The 12199-nt window shown below is 60.0% G+C and carries 10 protein-coding genes; 8 read left to right on the plus strand and 2 right to left on the minus strand.

Annotation, left to right across the window (positions count from 1 at the left end; genetic code table 11):
- The first annotated feature begins 113 nt into the window (after positions 1–113).
- Positions 114–962: a ferritin-like domain-containing protein gene (locus SJQ66_RS18610; protein WP_036008633.1), complete on the plus strand. Its 849-nt coding sequence runs from the start codon at positions 114–116 to the stop codon at positions 960–962.
- Positions 946–1542, plus strand: a complete 597-nt coding sequence (locus SJQ66_RS18615; protein ID WP_052738087.1) for a hypothetical protein — start codon at positions 946–948, stop codon at positions 1540–1542. The genes SJQ66_RS18610 and SJQ66_RS18615 overlap by 17 nt, the downstream gene beginning before the upstream one ends.
- 17 nt (positions 1543–1559) lie before the next feature.
- Here SJQ66_RS18615 and SJQ66_RS18620 read toward each other — a convergent pair whose 3' ends face one another.
- Positions 1560–3164: a DEAD/DEAH box helicase gene (locus SJQ66_RS18620; protein ID WP_320535151.1), complete on the minus strand. Its 1605-nt coding sequence runs from the start codon at positions 3162–3164 to the stop codon at positions 1560–1562.
- 860 nt (positions 3165–4024) lie between these two features.
- Between SJQ66_RS18620 and SJQ66_RS18625 the strand changes: the two genes are divergently transcribed.
- The 3 genes from SJQ66_RS18625 (at position 4025) to SJQ66_RS18635 (ending at position 6978) form a co-directional block, all read left to right on the plus strand.
- A complete protein-coding gene (locus SJQ66_RS18625) occupies positions 4025–4714 on the plus strand; it encodes a response regulator transcription factor (RefSeq protein WP_036008650.1) in 690 nt (229 codons plus the stop codon).
- Between the two features lie 219 nt (positions 4715–4933).
- Positions 4934–6454, plus strand: coding sequence for an aldehyde dehydrogenase (adh, locus tag SJQ66_RS18630; protein ID WP_024902665.1), 1521 nt, complete (start codon positions 4934–4936; stop codon positions 6452–6454).
- Between the two features lie 167 nt (positions 6455–6621).
- On the plus strand, positions 6622–6978 hold the full coding sequence (locus SJQ66_RS18635; RefSeq protein ID WP_024902666.1) for a response regulator: 357 nt from the start codon (positions 6622–6624) through the stop codon (positions 6976–6978).
- Here SJQ66_RS18635 and SJQ66_RS18640 read toward each other — a convergent pair.
- On the minus strand, positions 6927–7961 hold the full coding sequence (locus SJQ66_RS18640; RefSeq protein ID WP_046151846.1) for a LysR family transcriptional regulator: 1035 nt from the start codon (positions 7959–7961) through the stop codon (positions 6927–6929). The genes SJQ66_RS18635 and SJQ66_RS18640 overlap by 52 nt on opposite strands.
- Positions 7962–8068: 107 nt before the next feature.
- Between SJQ66_RS18640 and SJQ66_RS18645 the strand changes: the two genes are divergently transcribed.
- The 3 genes from SJQ66_RS18645 to SJQ66_RS18655 all read left to right on the plus strand — a co-directional run bounded on the left by SJQ66_RS18645 (position 8069) and on the right by SJQ66_RS18655 (position 12109).
- Positions 8069–9154: a DUF1338 domain-containing protein gene (locus SJQ66_RS18645; protein ID WP_024902668.1), complete on the plus strand. Its 1086-nt coding sequence runs from the start codon at positions 8069–8071 to the stop codon at positions 9152–9154.
- A 52-nt stretch (positions 9155–9206) separates the two neighbouring features.
- Positions 9207–10751 carry an L-piperidine-6-carboxylate dehydrogenase gene (gene amaB / locus SJQ66_RS18650; RefSeq protein ID WP_320535152.1) on the plus strand — a complete coding sequence of 515 codons (1545 nt, stop codon included), beginning with the start codon at positions 9207–9209 and terminating at the stop codon, positions 10749–10751.
- 152 nt (positions 10752–10903) lie between these two features.
- The gene (locus SJQ66_RS18655) at positions 10904–12109 is read left to right on the plus strand and encodes an aminotransferase-like domain-containing protein (RefSeq protein WP_390173993.1); all 1206 of its coding nucleotides are present in this window, start codon (positions 10904–10906) and stop codon (positions 12107–12109) included.
- Positions 12110–12199 lie beyond the last annotated feature (90 nt).

Raw genomic sequence — 12199 nt, forward strand, 5'->3', positions numbered from 1 at the left:
GCCGTCAGGGGGAATCAGAAGGTTAGGTTAGCCAGGATTCACCCGGGATTTTATCCATACACACCATTCCACTCGCAGGCCATGCGGACGGACTGAGAAAAGACATGCAAGACATGGCTCTCGGAGGCAGCAAAGTGCAAACCGGACATGTTCCAACGCTACCGTGGCGACTCGAGGATATCGACTTTGCGTCGATACAACCCGAGGTGGTCGCCCGTAATGAGGACCTCGTCGCGCTATTGTGCGCGTCATCGTTCATCGAAAGCGGCTCGGACCTTTACAGCAGTAATCTGGCCGAATACTTCGCGGGCGATACCGAAGTCGAGGATTGGCTGAACACGAATTGGGAAGCCGAGGAGCTTCAACACGGCCGTGCGTTGAAAGCGTATATCGCCTACGTCTGGCCGGATTTCGATTGGGATAAGTCATTCAAGAGTTTTTTCGACGAATATTCCAAGACGTGCAGTATCGAGGAGTTCGAAAAAACCCCGGCGCTTGAAATGGCCGCCCGCTGCGTGGTTGAAACAGGCACCGCTACGTTGTACCGTGCCATCAACGAATGCACCGATGAGCCGATCCTTAAGCAATTGACCTCCAATATTCGCGCGGATGAAGTGCGTCATTACAAGCATTTCTTTCAGTATTTCAAGCGCTATAACGCGACTGAGAAGAATAGTCGCTGGAAAGTGCTGGGTGCGGTGGTCCGGCGCGTCATCGAGATCAAGAGCGAGGATTCCGATATCGCCTTGCGGCACGTATTCGCCGAGCGCTATCACACGGAGCCGCGGGACACGCCGCAGTACCGTGCGATGAGCCACCGCGTGAATCGGCTGGTCCGCCGTAACCTATCGGCGGACATGTGCTTGAAAATGCTGATGAAACCGCTCGATCTGCCAAGGAAATTGCAATCGACGATTCAGCCGCCCCTCGCGGGGGTGCTGCAACATGTCTTCTTCCGGTAAGCCGGCAAGGGAACGCGCCATCGTCAGTACGCTGGACGTGCTGGCGTCCGCATTGCGGTTGGCGATGGCCGATGTTCCGGGTAACGAGGATGTCACGGGTGTCCACCCGGCGGCATCTGACATGCATCCGCAGGAAGCGACCTCACCTCAATTCACCCTTTCATTATTGACTACCGGCGTCGATGGATGGCCTGTGACATCGCTGCTTGGCCCGGGCGAAGTGGTGGTTGTTGGCGAAGTACAAGTGCGTATCGCGTTATGGCCGACGGCACGGGCCAATAGCAACATCGTGCGCGAGGAACGGGCGACGCTCGATTTCGTCTTCGACGGACACTTCCACCAGCTACGACTGCGGGCACTGCGCCGCGCCCCCTTGGTCGTTGACGCGTCGGCACCGACGCTCGTGTGCCATGAGTTGCTACTGGTGGAGGGGGAGGCGCAGAAGGTACCGTATGCCGAATTAACGTCGGGTATCCGGTATCGCCTGACTGGCGATGCAGCCTGCCGGCGGGAAACCGCCGTGCGCTGGCGTGTTCAGCAGGCCGCCCTGACCCGCTTCGCCATGCCGTCCGCGGAATAACGCCACAACAAGAAGTATCAGGACCGGTCGCCGCGGGCACCGCGCGACAGCAATGCGGCATTGCGTGGCGCGTTCGCCAGGCCGCCGGTGTTGCCGCCCGGACGGGATGTCCGCGATTGACCGCGATCCGCACCTGAATCCGCGTGCACGCGTGGTGCGCTGGCCGTATGGCCGCTGTTCCCATGTGCTTGCCGTGGCCCGCGCCCGGCCGGGTTCTGCGGCTTTGGCGCACCGCCATGGCGCGGCTTGCCGTCGCCGGCCGCGTGGCGCGCGGGGCGATCTGCTACCGGACGTCGCGCATCGTTCGCGCCCTGTCCCTGGCTGCCACGCGATCCCTGTCCATCGCGATTCGCGTTATCTCGCCCGCCAGCGTGGCCGCTCGACTGTACACCATCGCGCTGTCCTTCACGGCTCCGTTGTGGGTCGCCGCGTTGCGCGCCGCCTCCGCCGCCCCCACGCTTCTGGATCGGCTCGGGCTTGATGGACGGATCGGGTTCGAAGCCGGCGAGGATTTCCTTCGGCAAGCTGCGATTGATGAGCTTTTCGATATCCACCAGCAACTGCTTCTCGTCGATGCAGACCAGCGACCAGGCTTCCCCCGTCGCCCCCGCGCGGCCGGTGCGACCGATCCGATGAACATAGTCTTCCGCGACGTTCGGCAGGTCGAAGTTGACAACGTGCGGCAATTGGTCGATATCAATGCCGCGTGCGGCAATATCGGTTGCCACCAGCGCCTGCAGCGTACCATCCTTGAATTCGGCCAACGCGCGCGTCCGCGCCGACTGGCTCTTGTTGCCATGGATCGCCAGGGCACGAATGCCGTCGCGATCGAGCTGTTCGGCCAGACGATTGGCGCCGTGCTTGGTGCGGGTAAAGACCAGGACTTGATACCAATTGTTGTCGCGAATCAACTTTGTCAGCAGTTCGCGCTTGCGCTCGCGGTCGACCAGATAGACACGTTGATCGACGGTCTGGGCTGTCGTGTTGCGACGTGCAACCTCGATCGTGCGCGGTGCGTCGAGCAGGCCTGCGGCCAGTGTCTTGATTTCGTCGGAGAACGTCGCGGAGAACAGGAGGTTCTGGCGCTTCGGTGGGAGTGCGGCCAGCACCTTGCGGATATCACGGATGAAACCCATATCGAGCATCCGGTCCGCTTCGTCAAGGACCAGGATCTGCACGCCGGACAAATCGACGGTGCCTTGCGACAGGTGGTCCAGCAGCCGGCCAGGGGTGGCCACCAGGATATCGACGCCACGGCGCAGTTGATCGATCTGCGGATTGATCCCCACGCCGCCAAACATCATCATCGACCGCAGTTTCAGGTATTTCCCATAGCCGCGTACGCTTTCCTCGACCTGCGCCGCGAGCTCTCGTGTGGGGGTAAGAACCAGTGCGCGGATTGTCGCCTTGCCCGGCTTGGCCGGTAATCGCGTCAGACGTTCGAGCAGCGGCAAGGTGAAGCCGGCGGTCTTGCCGGTACCCGTTTGCGCACCGGCGAGCAGGTCGCCTCCTTCGAGAACGGCGGGAATGGCTTGCAACTGGATGGGAGTGGGCGTCGTATAGCCCAGGTCCGTGACGGCGCGCAGAATAGGTTCAGATAAGCCGAGTTCGGTAAAAGACATGAATTTTCGTGTTTCGCCGGTTCGTCGCAACGCGTGCGCCAATCTGGAACCGGTCGAATGGTAGGTCGCGCCACGCGCGCTGACTGGAACCCGCGAGTGGCGAAAAAATAGGGCGTCGCAAACGTCCTCCGGCAACGCGTCGGAAAACGGTGTCAAAACGGCGCATGTCCGGTCAGGGCGCATCGTTGGAATGCGCGCTGACGCGAACGAGCAAATCTCACTGTATGACGCAGTGGCACTCCCCTGGTGCGAGGTAAAGCAAGACAGGACGCCGCAGAACAAGGCGCACATGCAGGCGGAACAAGCACCATGCTTATCACCGCTGCCGTGTCCACAAGCGCGGCGAGGGCATTGGATAAGGGTGGTGACGACGCGACCCAGGGGGCCTCAATCCAACGCGAGTCGAATGCGCGTGGGTTTCTCGCCCGTCGTCACCGCGCTGCCAACGGTCCTTGTAGCGGACGTATGCCGCCTGCCCCTTGTCCCGCGTCGGCACACGATGCAACAGTGCTTGTCACGGCCATTAGAGTAGCAGTCAGACCCTATGAAGCGCAACCGATAAGGTGGGGCATCGCACGATTAACCGGCGTTTCCAAGCGATGCCGCCACCGTTCTTCCATCCATTCGCAGGATTGATACGGCCGTTTGCTTATCCGTTCGTCGCCCCTGATGCATGAGGGCGAACGCGTGTCGCTGCACTGCGCATCGCTTCACGGCCTCATCCAATTGCGACAAAGGATCAGACTTTTCTGATTTCTTCGATGCCCGCTTGGATTGGTGTATCGCGGTCGCGATAATGTCACGGGCAATGATTCTCCTCCGGTTTGCGAGAGGTGATACAACCAAGCGACGAGGGAACGATGAATATCGCTCGAGAAAGCGCAAAGGCGCGCGCATGGCGCGTCGTGCTTGTAGATGATCATCCGCTGGTTCGTGAAGCGTATGGCACTCTCATAGAGGCGCAGCCGGACATGACGGTGCTGGCGAGTCTGGGGGACAGTGCCTCGCTGACCAATGTGCTGCGCCATGGTGGCGCGGACATCGTCCTGCTGGATCTGCAATTGTCCGATGATGATGTAGATGGCATTGCCTTGATCCAGCGCTTGCGTGTGCGTTTTAACGGTACTCGGATATTGGTGTGTTCGGCGCTGGATGATCCCATCACCACCGATGCTGTATTCAATGCGGGGGCACATGGCTTTCTGTCGAAACGCCAATCAGTGATGGAGATGATCGATGCGCTTTATATCGTGGCGGCCGGCAAGCGCTATCTCTCAGAGCGGACAGATGACGGTCGTGATATCGGCAGCAATGGCTTGACTGGCGTGCCCGCCTTGGCAAAGGATACGGCGCTTAACGCGGACCTGACGACAAAGGAATATGACGTGCTGCGCTGTTGTCGACAGGGACTATCGCCAACGCGCGCCGCGGCGAAACTCAAACGAAGCGTCAAGACCGTCAGCGGCCACAAGATGATGGCTTTTCGCAAATTAGGCTATGCAACGGAGGTCGCATTGCACCATGCAACCCCACGCGCAAAAGACCGTTGATCAGCGAAGTGGTGGATGACTGCATAAGACTGTGATCCTTTATTGTCTGGGCTTGGCGTATTTGCTGTTCCGAAAGTGTTGAGGCTTGTCATTGTCGTCTCAAGGGGATCGGGTTTTCACCGCATTGAAAACCCGCATTGCGTATCGGCGTGGCGCGTTACATAACCAGCATTTGCCACGCTGGCCGGACTGGCCCGCATCACCATAATGGAGACAGCAATGGACCATGCAAACATGCAATTTCTAGGTGTTCCCTTCCCATTCAAGTCGCAATATCAAAATTTTATCGGTGGGGCCTGGGTACCTCCGGTTGACGGCGTCTACTTTGATAATGTGTCTCCAATCACTGGCCAGGTCTTCACGTCAGTGCCGCGCTCCAGGGCAGCGGATATCGAATTGGCGCTGGACGCCGCACATCGCGCCAAGGACGCATGGGGACGGCAATCGGCGGCGGATCGCGCCGCTGTATTGCTGCGCATTGCGGATCGGATGACCTTGCATTTGTCGCAATTGGCCTTTGCGGAATCGATTGACAATGGCAAGCCTATTCGTGAGACACGCGCCGCGGATATTCCGCTGGCGATCGATCATTTCCGCTATTTCGCAGGCTGTCTTCGTTCTCAGGAAGGGTCAATCAGTGAGATCGATCGCGAGACAATCGCTTATCACTTTCATGAGCCATTGGGGGTGGTGGGTCAGATCATTCCTTGGAATTTCCCGATCCTGATGGCGGCGTGGAAACTGGCCCCGGCGTTGGCGGCGGGTAATTGCGTCGTATTGAAACCGGCCGAGCAAACCCCGGCCTCCATTCTCGTGTTGGCCGAATTGATCGCGGACCTGTTGCCGCCGGGTGTGTTGAATATCGTCAATGGGTTCGGTCCGGAGGCCGGGCAGCCGTTGGCGTCCAGTAAGCGGATCGCGAAAATCGCTTTCACCGGTGAGACCACTACCGGGCGGTTGATCATGCAGTACGCGAGCCAGAACCTGATCCCGGTCACGTTGGAGCTTGGCGGCAAGAGCCCGAACATTTTCTTTGACGACGTGATGGCGCAGGACGATGCATTCTTCGACAAGGCCCTGGAGGGGTTTGCGATGTTCGCGCTCAATCAAGGAGAGGTGTGTACCTGTCCGTCGCGCGCGTTGGTCCAGGAAAGTATCTATGACCGGTTTATCGAACGGGCGGTGGCCCGTGTGGAAAAGATCCGTCAGGGACATCCGCTCGATGACAAGACAATGATTGGCGCGCAAGCGTCAGAGGAACAATTGGACAAGATCCTCTCGTATATCGAGATAGGGCGAGGCGAGGGAGCGGACTGCCTGACCGGCGGGGTACGTGCGCGGCTTGATGGCGAGTTAGCGAGCGGGTACTACATGCAGCCGACGATCTTTCGCGGCAACAACAAGATGCGCATCTTTCAGGAAGAGATCTTCGGGCCTGTGTTGTCCGTGACCACGTTCAAGGACGAGGCGGAAGCGCTCGAAATCGCGAATGACAGCCCCTTTGGTCTGGGGGCCGGTTTGTGGACGCGCAATGTCCATCGTGCCTACCACCTGGGCCGCGAGATTCAGGCGGGCCGGGTCTGGACCAACTGTTACCACGCCTATCCGGCTCACGCGGCTTTCGGTGGCTACAAGCAGTCTGGGATTGGTCGCGAGACCCATAAGATGATGCTGGAGCACTATCAACAGACAAAAAACCTGTTGGTTAGCTATGGCACATCGGCGTTGGGTTTTTTCTGAATTGTAAAGCGGCGATTTGCCAACGAGTATAATAGACGGTTAAAGTCAATTGCGTCGTCAGTTGTTTCGGCGGGGTGGCCATCTACCCTTCCGTAATCCGGGCGGTTTCCGGCGCATGCGCGCCGAACGCGTTCGACGGTTGCGGAGGGAGAGGAGCATAGGTACGTATGGAAGAGCAAAAAGATCTGCTGGTCGTCGACGATAACGTTGATTCGGCTGAGAGTTTGGCCATGTTGCTCGAAATTCATGGTTACTCGGCCCGCGTGGTTCACAACGGCCACGCGGCATTGGCCGCTGTCGCGGCACGTGTACCGGAAGCGGTGATCCTGGACATCAGCATGCCCGGCATGGACGGCTTCGAGGTCGCTCGCCGTTTGCGAACGCAATTCACGAGTGCGCAATTGAAACTCATCGGGCTGTCCGGCTATGGTGACGAGGGCAGCCGCCGTCAGGCGCAGGAAGCAGGCTTTGATCAGCTATTGGTCAAGCCGATCGACGTGGAAGGTGTTATTGCTACGCTCTGACGCCGCGTGTAGGCGTCAGCTTCTTCCAACAACCATTCTCTAAACAACTGTAGTGCCGCATTGTGGCGCGCTTCGGTTGGATAGACGAGATAATATCCCGCTGCTTCGCCATCGCGCCCCTCCGTGGCGTCTCCTGTTTTTCCATCTCTGTCTGACTTGTTTTGTTTTCGTGCCTGCGCGACTGACCGTTCGGCGAAGGGCATCACCAAGCCGGGATCGTTACACAGTTCCTCCAGAAAGAAACGCGGCACCAGGGCGATGCCCAGTCCCGCGCGCGCACCGCTGATCAGCATCGTGAACAATTCGTAGCGAACGCCGCGCATTGCGCGTGGATCATCGACGCCCTGCTGCAGTAGCCAATGATGCCAAGCGTCGGGGCGCGTGGTGGAATGAAGGAGCGGGAAATCGAGCAGCCCCGACGGATGCGTGGGCGCTTGCCCGTTTGACGATAATAATGTCGGCGAACAGACGGGAACGACTTCTTCCCCAAAAAGGCGATCCGCCATCGTGCCAGGCCAGTTGGGTGCGCCGTAGTGAATAGCCGCTTCGAAATGCGTATCGGAAAAGGAAAACATGGCAGTCTGGACACCCAGGTTCACGCGCAGCGAGGGGTGTCGCGCCGACAAGCCCGCCATGCGCGGTAGCAGCCATTGCGATGCGAACGTTGGGAGTACCGCCAGTTCCAACGCGTCGGCGCCGCTGCCGTGCGCGATGATCGCCAACGTATCGCGTTCGAGCGTATCCAGCATGCGCCGGACCTGTGTACTGTAGAGTGCGCCGGCACGGGTCAGAATCACCCGCTGTTTCGCGCGAACGAACAGTCGCACTCCCAGTTGCTGCTCCAACGCGCCCACCTGACGCGATACCGCACTCTCGGTCAATGATAGCGCGCGGGCCGCGGCGGTGAAATGCTCATACCGCGCGGCGGCATCGAATGCGATCAACGCACCCATATTGGGAAGACGGCGGCGGCGCGTGGGCATGGAGTTGATTCCGTAAACGCATCATGTGCCGATTTTATCGCGCTTTACGGCATCGTCCCAGGGGCCAATAATCGATGGAACGCGCGTGAGGCTACGAGGAGACGAAGATGAAACGCAATGCGAATATCGATGCCCTGTTGCAATCCCTGCTGGGACCGGAAAAGACCGCGATTTTGTTTGAAACGCTCAATAGACCGTCCGTGCTGTCGCACTGCGAGCCCGGCATTGTCAGCCGGACCGAGCTGGCGCAAGCCATGAACATGGCTTTGTTCGACGGGCTGATTGCCCGTTCCGCGAACGGCCGTCATTACACCACCCGGGCTTTGGCCACGGCACGCGAGCGCGGCCAGGCCCACGGTGGCGCGAGTGGACAGCAGGATCAGCCGATATCCGCGGTGTGTTTCGATCATGGTGCACTGCGCACCGTGCGATGGTCGCGCAACGGCGCGTTGCCGCCTGGTGAAGCGGCCTTCGCGCGTATTCTCGTGCCATTGGGCTTCGAATTGCGCAATCGTTATCCGCTCGACAAATTGGGCATGACCGGGCGGGCGTACGCGCATCGCGATGCGCCTGAAGAGATTGCGCAATTCTTTGTCAGCGAACTGCACCCGGAGCGTTTTTCACGGGATTTTCAAGAGGCGGTGACGCGCATCGTGTCTAGCTCTGTCGATCCGTTGACGCCCAATGCCACCGCGCTGTTATGGGACCTCCATCGCGACGGTAGCCTGCCGTTGGCCTATGCGCAGGAACTGCTGCCAATCATCGTGGGTGCGTTTGCCCGGCAGCATGCCGTCCCGCATGAGCGCGACTATGACACCGTGCTGCGCGAATCGGCGGAAATGGCGTGGATCGCGACCGAGGGCAATGCCTTTAATCATGCAACGGACCGGGTGGTCGATGTGTTTGCGTTGGCCGATGCCGAGAAATCGCTCGGCTTGCCGATGAAGCCCGACGTCGAATGTTCGCGATCAGGGCGTGTTTTTCAGACGGCCTACCGTGCCGACCTGGTTGAACGGCCTTTCGTCGATAGCGAGGGTCGGCAGATCACACGAACGGTACCGGGGTCATTTTACGAATTCATCACGCGCAAGCATGAATTCGACACAGTCAGCGGTCGTTGGCGGTTGGACCTGCGCTTTGACGCCGGCAATGCGCAAGGTATTTTCAAGATGACCGCCGGTGTGACAATGTGAAGGTTTCCGTCAACGCGTCGCGAAGACGGTATGTGGGCAACGAGGAGAGCACATGAATATCGATGCTGTTTTGGCGGAACTGGGCCTGGCGCATCTTGGCGCGCATGCCGTCCCCATCGATGGCGTAGCGTTGTCGGCAGGGCTGGCGGTCCATTCCCCGATCGATGGCCGCCGTATCGGGGTGGTGCCGACGCATGACGTCGAGGAGGCGCCAGCGGTCATGGCGCGCGCGCAGACCGCTTTTCTTCGTTGGCGCGGTGTCCCGGCGCCGCGGCGTGGAGAGCTGATCCGTTTGCTGGGCGAAACGTTGCGCGCAAAAAAGCAGGCGCTAGGCGCCCTCGTGTCCATGGAAGCCGGCAAGATTTTGCAGGAAGGGCTGGGCGAAGTGCAGGAGATGATTGATATATGCGACTTCGCGGTGGGCTTGTCGCGTCAGTTGTATGGTTTGACGATCGCATCGGAACGGCCCGGACATCGAATGGCGGAGACGTGGCATCCGATGGGGCCGTGCCTGGTGATCTCGGCATTCAATTTTCCGGTGGCGGTGTGGTCGTGGAACGCGGCGCTTGCACTCGTGTGCGGCAATAGCGTGGTGTGGAAGCCGTCCGAGAAGACGCCGTTGAGTGCACTCGCGGTGGACGCGTTAATGCGCGATGTGCTGATCGCGTTCGGTGACGCACCGCCCGGACTGGTACAGACGGTGATCGGCGGCCGCGATATAGGTGCGCGCCTGGTCGGTGACGCGCGCGCGGCCATCGTCAGTGCCACTGGCAGCACGGCGATGGGTCAGGCGGTGGGCATTGATGTTGCACGGCGTTTCGGTCGTGCCATCCTCGAGCTCGGCGGTAATAACGCAGGCATCGTGACGCCATCGGCGGATCGCGAACTGGCGTCGCGCGGCATTCTGTTCTCGGCGGTAGGCACGGCGGGTCAGCGCTGCACGTCGTTAAGGCGTCTTTTTGTACATGACAGCATCTACGACGACACGGTCTCGCGTCTGAAGGCATGGTACGCCAAGGTGCCGATCGGCAATCCATTGAAGGAGGGCGTGTTGATGGGACCGCTGATTGACGCCGGGGCATTCGATGCCATGCAGCGCGCGCTGGATGAAGCGCGCGAGCAGGGCGGCCGCGTGACGGGCGGCGAGCGTGTGCGCCCCGACGGTGAGGCCGGTAGTGATGCCGCGTATTACGTGCGGCCGGCACTGGTGGAAATGCCGACGCAGACACAGGTCGTATTGCGGGAAACGTTTGCACCGATTCTCTACGTCATGCGCTATACGCAATTCGACGATGCAATAGCGGCAAATAACGCGGCGGCGCATGGTCTTTCTTCGTGCGTGTTCACCAACGACCTGCGCGAGGCGGAACGCTTTATCAGTGCGGCCGGTAGCGATTGTGGCATTGCCAATGTCAACATTGGACCAAGCGGTGCCGAGATTGGTGGTGCATTTGGCGGCGAGAAAGAAACGGGTGGTGGACGTGAATCCGGCTCCGATGCGTGGAAGGGTTATATGCGTCGCGCGACCAATACTGTCAATTACTCAACGCAGTTGCCGTTGGCTCAGGGTATCCGATTCGATTTCGACGCGAGTTGACGTGGTCTTGCCTCCCTTGGCGTCAACGTTGTTTTCGTTGTTGCAGTTGCCGTCCTTTTTTTCGAGATGATATGAGCACCACGCAATCCGACCTTTCCAGCACGGCTTCTGGATCCGCGAGCACGCGTTCCGTGACGGGTAACGCCATGAACGTGTCTTTTTTCGCGACACCGTACCGGCATGCGGCCGGATCACCAATCCGCGCATTGTTTCCGTATATGAGCCGACCCGGGATGATCTCATTCGCGGGGGGCATGCCGGATCCCGCGCTGTTCGATCGGGATGGCTTGCAACGCGCGCATGAGAAGGCATGGTCGAATCCATCCGCGTGTTTGCAGTACGGTCCAACCGATGGCTTGCCGTCGCTGCGTGCCGCCCTCGCGGCTGTGATGCGGTCGCGTGGGGTGGCGTGCGACGACGGCGACATCATGGTGACCGCCGGGTCCCAGCAGGGCCTTGATTTGTTGTTGCGCGTAATGGTGGATCCGGGGGATGTCATCCTCGTCGAGCAACCGGCGTATCCGGCGACGCTGCAGGCCATTCGCCTGGCGCAGGGCCGCATCATACCGGTGGCGGTGGATGCCGATGGGTTGGACGTCGATGCCTTATCGGAACAATTGGCGTGCTGGGACGACAGGCTATCCGAACCCAAGGCGTTGTACACGGTGCCGACGTTTTCGAATCCCAGCGGCCTGACGATGTCGCGCGCGCGGCGGGTGGCGTTGCTCGAACTCGCGGTCAAGCATCGACTACTGTTGATCGAGGATGACCCTTACAGTGGGCTGCGTTTCGCTGGGGAGGCACAGCCGTCATTGTTGGCGTTGGCACAGGACGTGCCGGGTGCGCGCGACCTGATCGTGCATTTCTCCAGCTTGTCGAAGATCCTTGCGCCGGGAATGCGGGTTGGCTGGATGCTGGCGCCCGCTGAAATCATGCGCCGATGTTCGATTGCGCGACAGACGGTGGATCTCTGCGGTCCGGGTTGGATGCAGGCCGTGGCCGCGGCGTATCTGGAGGGCGATACGTTTGCGGCCCATCTCCCGAACATCATCGCCAGCTACCGCGCGAAATGCGATGCACTGGCAAATGGACTGTCCGAGTCATTGGGCGAGCAACTAACGTTTGCCCGGCCACAGGGGGGGATGTTCCTGTGGGGGCGTTTCGCGCAAGGAATCGACGCGGCGGTGGTGTTGAAAGCGGCAATTGAACACGGCGTGATGTTTGTGCCGGGCGAGGCTTTCTACGCCTCGAACGCCGATGCTAGCGCTGTTCGGCTTTCGTTCGCGACGCCGACGCTGGAACAGATTGGAGAAGGCACGAAAAGGCTGGCGCAGGCGGTGTCTAGCGTTGCGGATTGAGGCGTGCGGTAATCGCTGTCAGGGCCGGGCGCGGCGGCTATACCCGATTGGCATACGGGCCCGTATGCGTTTGCACAGCCGTTGTTACCC

It is taken from the genome of Robbsia andropogonis (genome assembly GCF_034047095.1).
In the GTDB taxonomy this organism is placed as follows: Bacteria; Pseudomonadota; Gammaproteobacteria; order Burkholderiales; family Burkholderiaceae; genus Robbsia; species Robbsia andropogonis.